Annotated in this window: 9 protein-coding genes, 2 tRNA genes and 3 rRNA genes; 2 read left to right on the top strand and 12 right to left on the bottom strand. The window is 35.8% G+C overall.

Annotated elements, in window-relative coordinates; translation table 11 throughout:
- A complete protein-coding gene (locus MARIT_RS00760) occupies window positions 1–210 on the bottom strand; it encodes a DUF6341 family protein (protein WP_024740358.1) in 210 nt (69 codons plus the stop codon).
- 41 nt (window positions 211–251) lie between these two features.
- On the opposite strand from MARIT_RS00760, the gene MARIT_RS00755 reads away from it, so the two are divergent.
- Window positions 252–1,181, top strand: coding sequence for a DUF6427 family protein (locus MARIT_RS00755; RefSeq protein WP_024740359.1), 930 nt, complete (start codon window positions 252–254; stop codon window positions 1,179–1,181).
- On the opposite strand, the gene upp is transcribed toward MARIT_RS00755, so the two are convergent.
- Window positions 1,176–1,829, bottom strand: a complete 654-nt coding sequence (gene upp, locus MARIT_RS00750; protein ID WP_024740360.1) for a uracil phosphoribosyltransferase — start codon at window positions 1,827–1,829, stop codon at window positions 1,176–1,178. The genes MARIT_RS00755 and upp overlap by 6 nt on opposite strands.
- Window positions 1,830–1,874: 45 nt before the next feature.
- Window positions 1,875–2,657 (bottom strand): alpha/beta fold hydrolase, encoded by a 783-nt coding sequence (locus MARIT_RS00745; protein ID WP_100210517.1) that lies wholly within the window; start codon window positions 2,655–2,657, stop codon window positions 1,875–1,877.
- Between the two features lie 93 nt (window positions 2,658–2,750).
- Between MARIT_RS00745 and brnQ the strand changes: the two genes are divergently transcribed.
- Window positions 2,751–4,019: a branched-chain amino acid transport system II carrier protein gene (brnQ, locus tag MARIT_RS00740; protein ID WP_024740362.1), complete on the top strand. Its 1,269-nt coding sequence runs from the start codon at window positions 2,751–2,753 to the stop codon at window positions 4,017–4,019.
- Between the two features lie 62 nt (window positions 4,020–4,081).
- On the opposite strand, the gene MARIT_RS00735 is transcribed toward brnQ, so the two are convergent.
- From MARIT_RS00735 to MARIT_RS00700, 9 genes are all read right to left on the bottom strand, one after another.
- Entirely contained in the window at window positions 4,082–6,166 is a 2,085-nt protein-coding gene (locus MARIT_RS00735) for a galactose-binding domain-containing protein (RefSeq protein ID WP_084339844.1), read from the bottom strand.
- Between the two features lie 182 nt (window positions 6,167–6,348).
- The gene (locus tag MARIT_RS00730) at window positions 6,349–6,852 is read right to left on the bottom strand and encodes a DUF3575 domain-containing protein (RefSeq protein WP_024740364.1); all 504 of its coding nucleotides are present in this window, start codon (window positions 6,850–6,852) and stop codon (window positions 6,349–6,351) included.
- Between the two features lie 131 nt (window positions 6,853–6,983).
- Window positions 6,984–9,668, bottom strand: coding sequence for a hypothetical protein (locus MARIT_RS00725; protein ID WP_231975172.1), 2,685 nt, complete (start codon window positions 9,666–9,668; stop codon window positions 6,984–6,986).
- A 38-nt stretch (window positions 9,669–9,706) separates the two neighbouring features.
- Window positions 9,707–10,276, bottom strand: a complete 570-nt coding sequence (locus MARIT_RS15805) for a hypothetical protein (RefSeq protein WP_231975171.1) — start codon at window positions 10,274–10,276, stop codon at window positions 9,707–9,709.
- A 438-nt stretch (window positions 10,277–10,714) separates the two neighbouring features.
- Window positions 10,715–10,823: ribosomal RNA gene (gene rrf, locus MARIT_RS00720) — 5S ribosomal RNA — on the bottom strand.
- 106 nt (window positions 10,824–10,929) lie between these two features.
- Window positions 10,930–13,808 (bottom strand): 23S ribosomal RNA (locus MARIT_RS00715).
- A 159-nt stretch (window positions 13,809–13,967) separates the two neighbouring features.
- Window positions 13,968–14,041, bottom strand: a tRNA-Ala gene (locus tag MARIT_RS00710).
- A gap of 92 nt (window positions 14,042–14,133) precedes the next feature.
- Window positions 14,134–14,207 (bottom strand) — tRNA-Ile (locus MARIT_RS00705).
- Between the two features lie 126 nt (window positions 14,208–14,333).
- Window positions 14,334–15,853 (bottom strand): 16S ribosomal RNA (locus MARIT_RS00700).
- The 16S, 23S and 5S rRNA genes sit together here with 2 tRNA genes alongside, the layout of an rRNA operon.
- Between the last annotated feature and the right edge of the window lie 308 nt (window positions 15,854–16,161).

Here is a 16,161-nt window from a genome sequence, read left to right as displayed (position 1 = left end):
TTAAGCTCTATCCTCTGTTCCTTCGTTTTTAAAACGAACAGCTTCTTTCATCCAGTACGCAAATAAAACCAATAGAATTACTAAAAATATCCAATTAACTGTATTTGTTGACCACCAATTTCTAACAGTTAAACGTAACCAATTAAAAGGAATGAATAAATAATCAGTAAATAAACTACCAATCAATCTAAATATATTGCCTGCTATCATAACTTAAGTATCTTTACGGTGCAAAAATATAAAAAGAAACGATGTTAGCCAATTTTTTCGGAAAATCTAAACCTGTAAATTTTTTAGTGATCTTTGCACTCTTTCTGTGCCTTTTTTTTATTTCACTACTAACTAACAATCAGCATGTTAACAATATCAACTTCTTTTTAAAACATTTCGGTAAAACGTTAGTGTTATTTTTAATATTGTTTTCTGTTTATAATTTTATTCTTTCTAAAAATGAATTAACCTTTGATAATTCTTATGCTTTTCTATTTTTTGTACTCTTGATAGGACTATTTCCAAATACAATCACGATTGATAAGAATTTTTACATCAATCTAACTTTATTCCTCGCTCTTAGAAAAATATATAGCCTTCAATCTGAAAAATCTACAGTAAAAAAACTTTTTGATGGAGGTTTCTGGTTGGGGATCTGTTTCATCATCGAACCTTTTTCCTTGATTTTTTGCTTATTATTTTATGCTGCTATTTTCCTCCACAAAAAAATAACTATACAAACCTTATTGGTTCCTATGATTGGCTTTTTTGTTCCTATTTTTCTATATTTTACATATTGTTTTTGGCATGATAATATGGTGTCTTTTCTACAACTTTTCAAATGGTTTACATCTTATGAGTTTGATATTTATTTTCAAATAAAATACTCCTATGGCATCTTCCTTGTTCTTTTTTTAGTAGCAACTTCATTATTATTAAAAACCCCTAAAGCTTTAGCTGTAAACAATACTTTTAAAGGAAACTGGATTCTAATTATGTTCAATTTATTGGTAACACTTTTTCTTGTTGTACTTTCAAAACATAAAAATGGAGGCGAATTACTTTTTACTTTTTTTCCTATATCAATTATTTTAGCTAATGGATTTGAACTGTTACAAAAAAAATGGCTAAAAGAAACGATTCTCGCTTTACTTTTAACCACCTCTTTTACCGCTAGTTTATTTTTATAGTTTTGTTCCAAAAGCTAAATCACCTGCATCTCCTAATCCTGGTACAATATACCCTTTTTCATTGAGTACATCATCAATTGCAGCAATCCATAAATGCGTGTTTTTTGGGAAGTTTTTTTCTATAAATGCAATGCCCTCTGAAGAACCTATTACCGCTACTATATGCAATTCTTTGGGAGCTCCATACTTTTGAATTGCTTCATGAACAGCTACTAAAGATTGCCCTGTTGCTAACATTGGATCTGCCAGTAACAATACCTTATCTTGCATTGATGGCGATGCAAAATATTCCACAACTATTTCAAATTCAGCATCATTTTTAGGATGGTCTCTATACGCTGAAATAAATGCATTTTCTGCTTCATCAAAATAATTTAACAATCCTTGGTGCAAGGGCAATCCTGCACGAAGAATAGAACATAACACTATATTTTTATTAGGTAAATTGATTCTTTTTATACCTAATGGGGTTGTTATTTCTTGCGTTATAAAAGCAAGCTCTTTGCTTAATTCGTACCCTATAATTTCTCCTATTCGCTCTATATTTCTACGAAAACGCAATGAGTCTTTTTGAATCTGTACATCTCGTATTTCAGCTATAAATTTATTTAAAATAGAGTTTTGTTTCCCTAAATGGTGGATTTTCATTCTGTGATAATTTACTCGCAATTTACAAAATCATAGAAAGCTATATTAGCTTCTTATAAATTTTTTCAACGCTGCTATTAAACCTTCTTCATTTTCAATATGACTCATATGACCTCCTGGTAATATTACTACTTCAACTTCTGGGTTTTTAGTTTGCTCCAAAAGCTCTTCATGGTGAAGCATTGTGTCTTCCTTGCCTACGATTATCATTTTTTTATATGGAGAAAAGTAAAGCAATACTTCTCTATCTTTACGTAATCTCATTCCTTCTTGCGCCGCTATATACCCTTGCAATGGCGTACTTAGTGCTTGCTTTTCTACTTCTTTTATTTCTCTTCTAAAAAGTTTCTTATTTTCAGCTCCAAACAGATTCGTGATCGACAATTTTACCAAGGTTGTATATTCTCTTTTTGCTGCTTCAACTGCTCGAATACGCATTGTTTTTCGTGCTTCTAAATCTGCCTTAGCTGTTGAGTTAACTAGACATAATCCTTTTACATTATCCGGAAAACATTCAGCAAATGCTAACCCTACATATCCTCCCATTGAATGCCCTATTAATATCGATCTTCTTATTTTCAAATGCTTTAATACTGCCGCTACTCCTTTTGCCATATCTACCATAGTATGTATATATCCTAAACAATCTGTTTTTCCATGGCCTAAAAGATCTATACAAATAACTCTATTTCTTTTAGAAAGCTCTTTTTTTACACTACTCCACATTGTCGAATTCTCTAAAAAGCCATGCAATAGCACAATACTTCCTCCCTTCCCTTCACTAGAAAAAGCTATTTTAATGTTTTTATATATGATAAAGTTTTGCATCAGGCAAAAATATGTATCTTTCGCACTTTTGTATATTTTTATTTTAAAATGTTCACCTCTTCTTTTTCTAAAAAATGTTAAAAAAATAAACTCATGAGTAAAACTAAGGATATATTTATTACCGGTTTTGCATTATTTTCTATGTTCTTTGGAGCTGGAAATTTAATTCTCCCTCCTTTCTTGGGTAAAAATGCAGGAGATAGTTGGATGCTTGTTACTATTGGCTTTTTTATCACAGCCGTATTCATTCCTATTCTTGGTATTTTTGCCCATGCTAAGCTACAGGGTACTATGTACGACTTCGGAAAAAAGGTTTCTCCCCTTTTTAGCACGGTATATTGTTTAACTGTTTATATCATTTCAATTGCTTTGCCCGCTCCTAGAACAGCTTCTGTTACTTACGGAATGGCTGTTCAACCTTATTTAGATGCTAATACTGATTATTCTCTGTGGGTTAGTACTATTTATTTTATACTTGTTTTTATCTTTGTGATGAATCGTTCTAAAGTTTTGGAAATATTAGGGCAGTTTTTAACCCCTTTGATTATGTTTATTCTATTAGGAATTATTTTCATTGGTGTATGCACTTCCCCTTCAACTATAAATCGTACTAATTTTAAAACTCCATTTGTTGACGGTGTTTTAGAAGGTTACCAAACTTTTGACGCTATTGGCGCTATTGTTCTGGGTGGAGTACTAGTGGTTTCTATGAATTTTAAAAAAAATACTTCTTTTGAACTTAAAAAAGAACTCATTGCTAAGGCGGGACTCATTGCTGGCACTGGACTTTTAATTATTTACGCTGGACTAATTTATAATGGTGCTTTGTTTAATACTACCTTTACAGAAAATGCCACTCGAACTGATATTCTATCTAGTTTAACACAACAAACTCTAGGAAATATTGGTACTGTTTTTTTAAGTGCATTGGTTGCTTTAGCTTGCTTTACAACTGCCGTTGGTATCATTACAGGAACTGCTGATTATTTTAAAGGTGTTTTTAAATCTAAAAATACTTATATAAGCACTGCTATTATTGGATGTGTTTTAGGAATTCTAATAGGGCAGTTTGATGTAAGCTATATTATTAAAATAGCGTTTCCTACACTAATGCTTATTTATCCGATTACCATTATGCTTATTTTATTAAATTTAGTTCCTGAGAAATGGAATTCCGCTCAAGTATTCAAAGCTGTTATTTTTATAACTTTTGTTTTTAGCCTTCCTGATTTTCTATCTGTATTAACCCCAAATAGTACACTTCAAAATATAAAAAGTCTAATTCCTTTAGGAAATTACAATTTAGGCTGGGTGCTACCTGCTCTATTAACATTTGGATTGGTAAATATTCGTAAATCTTAAATCATAAAAAAATCCTTAGTTTTTGGCTAAGGATTTTTTTATGATTTAAAAGGAGGTTACAGTTACTTTCTTTTTAAAATTAACTTTTCATTTTTAAGTTCCCTTCCTGCTCCTATTTTTATATTTAAAATATACATTCCGTCTTCATAAGCGCTTAAATCAATTCTTTCTATATTACCATGGTTTACATCAAAGCTTCCATAAGTTACCTGATTTCCATTAATATCTGCTATTACAAAATTCACTGCTTCACCAATGGCACTAGATAAATCTATATCAAAAAAACCATTTTCAGAAGGGTTTGCATATAACTTTAAAGCGTTTTCTTCAAAAATGCGATCGCTTCTTAAGCTTTTTGACACAGTAACCTCTGTACCATATGCTTCAAATTCAATAATATGAACACTTGTATTAGCTGTATTATGCTTCATATTTACTCTTAAATAACGTGCTCTTTCATTACCAATGCTAAATATATTTCCTGCACTTGTGGCTAAATTTGTATTCCTACTAAAATCTACTATGCTCTTCCAGTTAACACCATCTAGTGAGCTTTCTATATCATACTGGTAATAACGATTCTGATCATAATAAGTAGTTACAATTATCCTATTTACATCATACAAGCCACCTAAATCTACCTGCCACCATTCTGGATAAGAAGCAGCTGCCCAATAATTATTCAAATCTTTTCTTCCGTCATTTGCCAAAGAGCTAGCACGTCCATTTTCTACATCAGAAGCCCTTGAAGGCTTATTTAACGCTATATTATCACCATAATCTTCTGAAACAACATCTCCATATGCTTCAAATTCAATGATATGAACACTTGTATTAGCTGTATTGTGCTTCATATTTACCTTTAAATAGCGAGCCTCTTCATTACTAATATCAAAGGTATCTCCTGCTTCAGTAGCAATACGAGTATTCTTGCTATAATCTACTATTTTTTTCCAATTAACACCATCTATAGATCCTTCTATATCATATTGATAATAACGCTTCCCATCATAATAAGTAGTTAGTACTATCTTATTAACCTCATATAAATCTCCTAAATCTACTTGCCATGATTGTGGATAAGAACTTGCTGCCCAATAGTTATTTAAGTCTTTTCTCCCGTCATTTGCTTGAGAGCTAGCACGTCCATTTTCTATATGAGAAGCTCTTGAAGGTTTCCTAAAAGCAATATTCCCATCTGGACTATTAGGACCTTTAAGTAGTGGGTCAAGATTCGATAATTCTTTAGTTGCTGAAGATTGTCTAATATACTCCGCTGTAAACCAATGAAGAAAACTAAAGTGTCTGTTAGAATTATATCCTCTATCAGCAATACCATTAATCATTGCTCCAAAAGTAGATGATTTATATACAATATCTATAGGACTAAGATTAGGCGTTAAAGCTGTTAAGTTATAATCAACATGTAAAAAAGGAGAAAAACCATCTATATCCTTCATTGCTTCTAATGCCAATACTCCAGACATATAATGGTCTGTATGATCATCAGGATTCACCTTAAGATCAACATCTGTAGTATATACTTTATTCTCTCTACCTCTTTCAGTTCTAAATATTCCGTTAATTGTTGCTATTACTTCGTTCCATCCATTATAGGTTGTGGTACCTGTTACATTTGTAATAGACGGTATTTGCCCTTTAAGTAACTGTTCTAAGTTTTCATTTGAATTTGCTAGGTATCCTCCCATTCCAAAATTACAACATTGCCCATTAGGTAAATCTAAAAAATAAGCGGTTACAGTAGTACCATATTCCCACTTTCTTACCTTTTTCCCATTAATAGTTACTGTTGTGGTTTCTGCCGAATACTTTTTAGGCAAAGCCTTGTCTGTAACACAATATTGTATTGCCTTTTTAAGTCCATTATCCCTAGCTTCATAAAACGGAAAAGGATTAGGATATTCTTTTGTGTCATACCATCCTGAAAGAGGCCCATCATGAGCTCCTTGGTCACTCGCCGAAATAACGATAAAGGTTGTTTTTTCTAGGTTTCTTAAAGTATTAAACATTTTTACTCCAGAAAAGTACACAGCATCATCTTGATGAGCGTGAACAAAAAAGTTAGACGTTTGAGCGTAAATATTACTCGCCGCTAACAATAAAAAAAATAAGATTTTATTCATCATTGTATTAAATATATTCTCGTATTAGTCGTAAAAAAATTAAAAAGCTAACATAACGACCTCTATCAGAAAATAAATATTCTTCTCCAAAAAGTAATTTTCTAACAATAAAAAAGGTAGCAATTTAAAATCACTACCTTTTAACGTATTTTCTGATCCCTTTGTATAGGATATGATAAACCTCCTTAAAATCTATAACCCAAATTTACTCCAACTCTAGGTACTACTGAGGGGGAACTTGAACTAAACATATTTCTACCAAGACCTGCATAAATATCTATTACAAATCCTCCATTGGAAATATATTTAGTTCCTCCAGCAACGCCTAGCGCTCCGTCAGTATAATCCTTATAATCAATCACTTTTCCATCTATTTTTATTTCTTTTTCTCCTGTATTGATTCCTAAAAACACTTCTCCAAAATAATTCCAATTTTTACTTGCTGTAAAGTAGTGGCGAAAATAAGGCGTTATCATCTGATGTTCGTTATACACAAAAAAACCAGCTCCTCTTTTCTCAAAATTCAACAACACAGAAGCTCCTACTGATGATTGATCTCCTATGTAATATTCGTAAGAAATTTCTATAGTTTTATAAGCCAATGCATCAAATAAATCTGCCTTAACCTCTTGCTGTGCTTTTGCAAATGAGCTCCCTAAAATTGCAATTAAAATTACTATTTTTTTCATGCTGTAATTATCATTTAATTTTTATTCAAAATATATTGCAACAAAAATAATCTAATTATTGAATATGCTAAACTCTTTTAAAATAAATTGATTATCCTTTTTTTTCAATTAATACTTGCTACGATTTCAAATTAAAAGATCGCTTTTAACTGAATAGCTCCTGTATGAATTGCTTTTGTTGTTTCATTTTTTCTGCCAAAATAACTAAGATTTAAATTCAAATAAGAATTTAACTTTTGATTAAATAATACATTCCAAGTATAATTCTTACCTGTTTGCAAACCTTCTAACATTTGGTATCCTACAGGAGAGTTTACATTTCCTGTAAATCTATTTAAAAACGCATTTGCATCAATGCTGAGCTGGTTCCCTTTTTTGTTTACAAAGAAATATGACACTCCTATTTTTTGTTGTGCCAACTTTTCAAAATTAATCCGCTTATTTTCTTTTTCTTTAAAATGATAAAAAACTGAAAAGCGGTGCTCTTTTGAATATAGAAAAGTAATTGCTGGAGCTATTTGCTTAATATTAAGCAAATAATTTCTGTTGATTAAATTCTCTGTAATCAGTTTATTTTCTGAAATACTTGCTTTCGCGTCAAGCAACCAGAAAGAGTTAAATTTATGCTGAAATTCTAATTGATGTATGCAGGTATTATTTTCTTGCGTACCAATGCCGTATTGTTGCTTGCTTTGAGAATTTCCGTAGGTATATATAAAGCTATGCTTTTGAAGGCTCTTATTAAAATACAAGCTATTTCTAAAATTTAACTGCAGCCCTAACAATTGATTTTTATCTAAATCAAAAGGGTTCAAATTGAAGCTATTTCCCAATTTCTCTCTTTCATTTTCTACCAACAAATGCGTTTGATTATAAAAATGTGAAAGTAGTCTTTTTATTCCTTTTTTGCGTCTCCAATCAAAAGGATTTATGATTACAGATTGTTTCCACATAGCTCGTTGTGTTGGTACATATTTTAAATTAGGTAATGCTACTCTTAAATAATTCGCTTGATCTTTGAATTGAGCTACCTCAAATTCATTAAACTCTTGTATGCCATTATTATTATAATCTATCCAAGTATAAAACCCCTGTCCTGATGCCGTTTTAATATAAATATAATCCTGTTGCGCTATATTATTTGAAGAAGTTTCGTAAACACTATTCAACCATAAAAAATTCTTTAAAAGCCTGTGATTATAAGTTACTCTTGAGTTCAGCGCTTTCTCTTTTTCCTTACGAGCATATTTTGTAAGCCTATAATTTGCATAAATCCCTAGTTTAACTGTATTATTCTTAATCAACTGACTATTTATATAAAAAGTTTTTCGATCATGCATCCTTTTAAATATAGCATTTTTCACGCTATCATTTACGCTATATGCTACCCCAAACTTAGAAAAAACGCTAGTGGTATCTCCAACTCCAATATGTCCTTCGTACATTTTATACTTAAAACTATTTGAAGTTAATAATGTAGTATTTCTATCTCTCTTTCTATTTTCTTCCAAACGAAAAAACGCCCCTACCCAAGGCCTACCGAAACTATGCTCTAATTTTGTTTTTAAACGAGTAAAAGCTCCTTTTTCTAAGATAGAATTATTTTTCAGAAAGCTACCATCTAAAGAAAAGTTAGTGTTTTTAAATTTTAATACGGAAGCAATTCCATGCTTATTTCCTGTAAAATTTTCGGAAAAACTCAAATGACTAAAATCATAAATAAATGACTGCTGTTCTTTATGATGAAGTACAAGTCGCGCTCCTATTTGACGCTGATCTCCTATTGGGTTTTTCAAACTCCAATTTCTGTTAAACTCAACAGCTTGAAAACGTTGAATTGTTTTAAAATTACGTTGAATAAATTGATAGGTAATATCGCTCTTCAATTTCCATTTTTTATCTATTAGAACCTGACTCCAATCAATTTTACTTGCAAGCTGTCTATTCTCATCATCGTCTTTAGTTGAAAATAAATTTAAATCATTCTCACTATATGCCAATTCTGCATTAATTTTTGTTCTATCAGACTCATACGTTGTATTTATATCAAAAAGTTGCTTCTTTGTTGGAGCAACCAAGCGAGTAGTAGGATTGTAATCTCCTTCATTAATACCAACATATTTAAAAATGGTACCAATAGCTGTTGTTTTTACTATTGCGTAACTACCTTTATTGACACCTACATTTGTAAAAGCAACCGTATATACAGCTTCACTATCATCTGTAGCATGCTCGAAAACTTCAACTGCCCCGTTTAAAACTTTCTTATATTGAATTTTATCTACCGAATAATTGTCTAAAAAAGCATTTACAGCGTTCATTTTATCAAGATCGTTACCTGCATCTGCTAAAATTTGCTTTTGAGTTTCCGTTAAATTCTGTTGTATTGGTTGGCTTTTTACATCGTTTTCATTGTAAAAGTATCCTCCCATAGAAAATTTATCTGCTTTATACTCTATTTTATCATAGGTAACAAAGCGGGTGTAACTCCTATCAGAATACTGAAATTCAACACGAACTCTCATGTCATTAGTAATAGGGTATGTAGTGTTAAATTTAATCTCTCCTAAATTATAATCTATTGTATAATCATTTTTCTCTCCTCTCTTTATTTCTACTCCATTTATAAAAACTTTGTCACTACCTCCTACAATTATAATCGCTGATTCATTATTAGGACCTAACAACTTATAAGGTCCCTGATTCCCTTCAGTTCCTACAAACTCAAAAGAAGTAAATCTACCTCTAACAATAGCTCCCGAGGCCAAAGCTCTTGTTTTATTACTTAAACTCGCTGCTACTTCTACTCCTGACACTTGTTTGTCAAAATTTAAGAAGTATGTATTTTTGTTACTCAGAGTAAGATCCCCCCTTTAATTTTCCAATTTTCACTGAATAACTCTACAAAGATTCTATCAAAATCTGTTACATTCTGAGAATATCCATTTTGTTGAAGAGGAATATTAGTATCAAAAATATTCCCTCGTATAGAAACATTATCAGAAAGCTTTCCTGATAATGTTAAGTCCAAAGAAGCATTCGTAACTGCATTCTGATTATTACCGCTAGTAATCCCCCTCAAAATAAATCCTTTGGTTTGAAGCCCTTCAAATAATTTCTTTTCTTTCCTCTTTTTATTTGTAGTCAAGCTATAAAGTTTTCCTGTGCTTTTTGTATTTGGAACGATTAGTTTTTTATCAAAAGAAGTGTACCTCCTTGTTACAAAATCAGGATACTCTAAATATTCGACTTTTATTTTTCCATACCTTTTTTTGTTTAGTATCAATTTCCCTTTTACAAAATCAACATGGTATTCTTTCGGGTCAATAAGTTTATTATCTAAAGAAAAAACTTTAAAATCATAAGGATAAATACTTGTAGGGGCCAATAATATAGTATCTCTTAATACCGTAATCTTTTTCACCACTTTATTTCTAGAGAATTCTTGCCCTTGAGTAAAAATACTATAAAAAATAAAACTAAGTGCGAATAACCTCCTTATCATATCCTACAAACGTAACAAGTGCAAAAATAGTTCATTATTATCAAATCAGTATTTTCTCTGATTTATTTCTATGCTTTAATCAACACTCTAGCTATTTTTAAAAACCTTTAAGCTACTTTATTTAATCTCGATAAAGAATAACAAGTAATTTCATCATTATACCTTAAACAGCCTCCAAGCCCCTTCTTTTTCTTTAGATATGCTTGTCAGTCCTATAAAAAGGGCTACCAGCCTTTAATATAATTCAAAGGAGGGTTAGCTAATTTAAAACTTAAAAAGCCCTTATATCTAGTGTATTCCTTTCGGAAATAAATTCCATAAAAAAAGCTCTTAGTTTTTTAACTAAGAGCTTTAAAAGCAAGGCAACGACCTACTCTCCCACCTGTGGCAGTACCATCGGCGCTAATGGGCTTAACTTCTCTGTTCGGAATGGTAAGAGGTGAGCCCCATCGCTATAATCACCTTAAATCGTTCAGTATATTCCAACTGTAAAAGTTAACATATTAGTAAAAAAATATCCTAATCGAATCATTATAAAGAGTCTATCCTCCCCTCACATGGAGGGGAAGACCATACATAAGCCTATGGGTTATTAGTACTACTCGGCTATGACATTACTGCCTTTACACCTATAGCCTATCAACGTTGTAATCTCCAACGACCCTTTAAAGAAATCTCATCTTGTAGTGGGTTTCGCGCTTATATGCTTTCAGCGCTTATCCCTTCCCGACGTAGCTACCCAGCAGTGCTCCTGGCGGAACAACTGGTACACTAGAGGTCAGTCCAACTCGGTCCTCTCGTACTAGAGTCAGATCTACGCAAATTTCTAACGCCCACAGCAGATAGAGACCGAACTGTCTCACGACGTTCTGAACCCAGCTCGCGTGCCACTTTAATGGGCGAACAGCCCAACCCTTGGGACCTTCTCCAGCCCCAGGATGTGACGAGCCGACATCGAGGTGCCAAACCCCCCCGTCGATGTGAGCTCTTGGGGGAGATCAGCCTGTTATCCCCGGAGTACCTTTTATCCTTTGAGCGATGGCCCTTCCATGCGGAACCACCGGATCACTATGCTCTACTTTCGTACCTGATCGACCTGTATGTCTCTCAGTCAAGCTCCCTTATGCCATTGCACTCTTCGCACGGTTACCAAGCGTGCTGAGGGAACCTTTAGAAGCCTCCGTTACTCTTTTGGAGGCGACCACCCCAGTCAAACTACCCACCAAGCACTGTCCTCATTGCTGAGTTAGAATCTAGATAAGCAAAGGGTGGTATTTCAACGATGACTCCACAACCCCTAGCGAGGCCGCTTCTTTGTCTCCCACCTATCCTACACATTACTTATCCAAACACAATACTAAGCTATAGTAAAGGTTCACGGGGTCTTTTCGTCCCGCTGCGGGTAATCGGCATCTTCACCGATACTACAATTTCACCGAGCTCATGGCTGAGACAGTGTCCAGATCGTTGCACCATTCGTGCAGGTCGGAACTTACCCGACAAGGAATTTCGCTACCTTAGGACCGTTATAGTTACGGCCGCCGTTTACTGGGGCTTCATTTCATTGCTTCGCAAATGCTAACAACTCCACTTAACCTTCCAGCACCGGGCAGGTGTCAGGCCTTATACATCATCTTTCAATTTAGCAAAGCCCTGTGTTTTTGATAAACAGTCGCCTGGACCTTTTCACTGCGGCCCTCATTACTGAGGGCGACCCTTCTCCCGAAGTTACGGGTCTATTTTGCCTAGTTCCTTAGCCATGAATCTCTCGAGCACCTTAGAATTCTCATCCCAACTACCTGTGTCGGTTTACGGTACGGGTTCTTATAATCTGAAGCTTAGAGGTTTTTCTTGGAAGCCCTTAGGCACACTATCAACGCATCCGAAGACTTGTTGTACTTTCACATCTCAGCTAGATCCACGGTTTTTCCTATGGGTCCAATACCTAAATGTTTCAACGAACTATTCCGTCAGTTCGCGGTGCTTTCATCACTCCGTCACCCCATCGCAATTATAACAAGTACAGGAATATTAACCTGTTGTCCATCGACTACTCCATTCGGATTCGCCTTAGGTCCCGACTAACCCTCAGCTGATTAGCATCGCTGAGGAAACCTTAGTCTTTCGGTGAGGGGGGTTCTCGCCCCCTTTATCGTTACTTATGCCTACATTTTCTTTTCTATACGCTCCACGCTATCTTACAATTATGCTTCTACGCATATAGAATGCTCCCCTACCACTTTATATATTATATAAAATCCATAGCTTCGGTAATATACTTATGCCCGATTATTATCCATGCAGAACCGCTCGACTAGTGAGCTGTTACGCACTCTTTAAATGAATGGCTGCTTCCAAGCCAACATCCTAGCTGTCTAAGCAGTTCCACCTCGTTTATTCAACTTAGTATATATTTGGGGACCTTAGCTGATGGTCTGGGTTCTTTCCCTCTCGGACATGGACCTTAGCACCCATGCCCTCACTGCTGAAAAACATTTTATAGCATTCGGAGTTTGTCAGGAATTGGTAGGCGGTGAAGCCCCCGCATCCAATCAGTAGCTCTACCTCTATAAAACTTTTATTCAACGCTGCACCTAAATGCATTTCGGGGAGTACGAGCTATTTCCGAGTTTGATTGGCCTTTCACCCCTACCCACAGGTCATCCAAAGACTTTTCAACGTCAACTGGTTCGGTCCTCCACTATGTGTTACCACAGCTTCAACCTGCCCATGGGTAGATCACTCGGTTTCGCGTCTACTACTACTAACTATGCGCCCTATTCAGACTCGCTTTCGCTTCGGCTCCGTATCTGAAATACTTAACCTTGCTAGAAACAGTAACTCGTAGGCTCATTATGCAAAAGGCACGCCGTCACACAGTTAATGTGCTCCGACCGCTTGTAGGCGTACGGTTTCAGGTTCTCTTTCACTCCCTTACTTAGGGTTCTTTTCACCTTTCCCTCACGGTACTAGTTCACTATCGGTCTCTCAGGAGTATTTAGCCTTACCGGATGGTCCCGGCAGATTCATACAGGATTACTCGTGTCCCGCACTACTCAGGATACCACTATAATTATTAATCTTACCTATACAGGACTATCACCTTCTTTGGTTAGTCTTTCCAAACTATTCTAATTCAATTAATAATCAATATTGTGGTCCTACAACCCCATTATTGCCGTAACAACAATGGTTTGGGCTAATCCGCGTTCGCTCGCCACTACTAACGGAATCACTTTTGTTTTCTCTTCCTCCGGTTACTTAGATGTTTCAGTTCACCGGGTTTACCCCTATTGCTAGGTGACATGTCTTCAACATGACGGGTTGCCCCATTCGGATATTTGCGGATCTTAAAATATGTGCTTCTCCCCGCAACTTTTCGCAGCTTATCACGTCCTTCATCGTCTCTGAGAGCCTAGGCATCCGCCATACGCCCTTATTTAGCTTATTGTTCTTTTGCTCTAGTGATTACACTAGAACGAGCTCTTTATATTTATTTATTTTTTTATAAAAATATCTTGTTAATCTTAAGATTAACACTCTATCTTGATTCTTTACGATATCATTTTACCAATATGTCAATGAACGTTTTCAGATTTACATCTGATTGTGGAGAATATCGGAGTCGAACCGATGACCTCTTGCGTGCAAGGCAAGCGCTCTAGCCAGCTGAGCTAATCCCCCATATGAAATTTAGATTATAAAATCCTCAATCTTGTAATGTTGAATCCTCTAACTTCCAGAATTTCCTTTTTTTTTTCTAAGTCTTAATTTTGTAGTCTCGGGCAGACTCGAACTGCCGACCTCTACATTATCAGTGTAGCGCTCTAACCAGCTGAGCTACGAGACTGTCTTAGACAGCTTAAGCATATAAATACACTTAAATCATTCTCTTTTTTTTTAAGATCTTAGTCTATATTTTAAAATTAACAGCAAAGAGTAAAACTTCCTTTTGTAACTCACCATCTTTCTCTAGAAAGGAGGTGTTCCAGCCGCACCTTCCGGTACGGCTACCTTGTTACGACTTAGCCCTAGTTACCAGTTTTACCCTAGGCGGCTCCTTGCGGTGACCGACTTCAGGCACCCCCAGCTTCCATGGCTTGACGGGCGGTGTGTACAAGGCCCGGGAACGTATTCACCGGATCATGGCTGATATCCGATTACTAGCGATTCCAGCTTCACGGAGTCGAGTTGCAGACTCCGATCCGAACTGTGATATGGTTTGTAGATTCGCTCTCTGTTGCCAGATGGCTGCTCATTGTCCATACCATTGTAGCACGTGTGTAGCCCAGGACGTAAGGGCCGTGATGATTTGACGTCATCCCCACCTTCCTCGCGGTTTGCACCGGCAGTCTCGCTAGAGTCCTCAGCTTTACCTGCTAGCAACTAACAATAGGGGTTGCGCTCGTTATAGGACTTAACCTGACACCTCACGGCACGAGCTGACGACAACCATGCAGCACCTTGTGAAATGTCCGAAGAAAAAGCTATCTCTAGCCCTGTCATTCCACATTTAAGCCCTGGTAAGGTTCCTCGCGTATCATCGAATTAAACCACATGCTCCACCGCTTGTGCGGGCCCCCGTCAATTCCTTTGAGTTTCAATCTTGCGATCGTACTCCCCAGGTGGGACACTTATCACTTTCGCTTAGTCACTGAGACATTTCCCAACAACTAGTGTCCATCGTTTACGGCGTGGACTACCAGGGTATCTAATCCTGTTCGCTCCCCACGCTTTCGTCCATGAGCGTCAGTAAATACGTAGTAGACTGCCTTCGCAATCGGTATTCTATGTAATATCTATGCATTTCACCGCTACACTACATATTCTATCTACTTCCGTATTACTCAAGTCAACCAGTATCAAAGGCAGTTCCATAGTTAAGCTATGGGATTTCACCTCTGACTTAATCGACCGCCTGCGGACCCTTTAAACCCAATGATTCCGGATAACGCTCGGACCCTCCGTATTACCGCGGCTGCTGGCACGGAGTTAGCCGGTCCTTATTCTTACAGTACCGTCAAATACCTACTCGTAGGTACGTTTCTTCCTGTATAAAAGCAGTTTACAACCCATAGGGCAGTCTTCCTGCACGCGGCATGGCTGGGTCAGAGTTGCCTCCATTGCCCAATATTCCTCACTGCTGCCTCCCGTAGGAGTCTGGTCCGTGTCTCAGTACCAGTGTGGGGGATCTCCCTCTCAGGACCCCTACCTATCGTTGCCATGGTAAGCCGTTACCTTACCATCTAGCTAATAGGACGCATAGTCATCTTCTACCGATAAATCTTTAACTTTAAAACGATGCCATTCCAAAGTGTTATGAGGTATTAATCTTCATTTCTAAAGGCTATCCCTCTGTAGAAGGCAGATTCTATACGCGTTACGCACCCGTGCGCCGGTCGTCATCTGTAGCAAGCTACAATGTTACCCCTCGACTTGCATGTGTTAAGCCTGCCGCTAGCGTTCATCCTGAGCCAGGATCAAACTCTTCATTGTATAATCTTTAATATTATGAATGAATAAGTTTCAAAAGAATTACTTTATTATATAAAGTGGTTATTCTACTCTTTGTTTACGCTGTCAATTTCAATATTTTCAATGAACTTATTATTCTAATCTTTATGCAAACTAAAATAATCTCTTGTAGAAATGTTAGACTCGAACTAACTGATTTTTTTATTTAAAATCTTCCAAATTTCCTTGAACGTTACGCTCTTTTAGAAAGCGGTTGCAAATGTATAACCTTTTTTAAAACTGACAAACTTTTTTTTGAAAAAGTTTTTTTTTAAATTTTAAAAGCTAAA

Origin of the sequence: Tenacibaculum maritimum NCIMB 2154, from assembly GCF_900119795.1 — a bacterium.
GTDB classification, from domain to species: Bacteria; Bacteroidota; Bacteroidia; order Flavobacteriales; family Flavobacteriaceae; genus Polaribacter; species Polaribacter maritimus.
Note: the sequence above shows the minus strand (reverse complement) of the source record. Positions and strands in the feature narration are given on the sequence as shown.

Coding starts and splice junctions, on each gene's coding strand:
- MARIT_RS00755 (WP_024740359.1), top strand. CDS start 252: ATGTTAGCCAATTTTTTCGGAAAATCTAAACCTGTAAATTTTTTAGTG.
- MARIT_RS00730 (WP_024740364.1), bottom strand. CDS start 6,852: ATGAAAAAAATAGTAATTTTAATTGCAATTTTAGGGAGCTCATTTGCA.
- MARIT_RS00760 (WP_024740358.1), bottom strand. CDS start 210: ATGATAGCAGGCAATATATTTAGATTGATTGGTAGTTTATTTACTGAT.
- brnQ (WP_024740362.1), top strand. CDS start 2,751: ATGAGTAAAACTAAGGATATATTTATTACCGGTTTTGCATTATTTTCT.
- MARIT_RS00745 (WP_100210517.1), bottom strand. CDS start 2,657: ATGCAAAACTTTATCATATATAAAAACATTAAAATAGCTTTTTCTAGT.
- MARIT_RS00735 (WP_084339844.1), bottom strand. CDS start 6,166: ATGATGAATAAAATCTTATTTTTTTTATTGTTAGCGGCGAGTAATATT.
- upp (WP_024740360.1), bottom strand. CDS start 1,829: ATGAAAATCCACCATTTAGGGAAACAAAACTCTATTTTAAATAAATTT.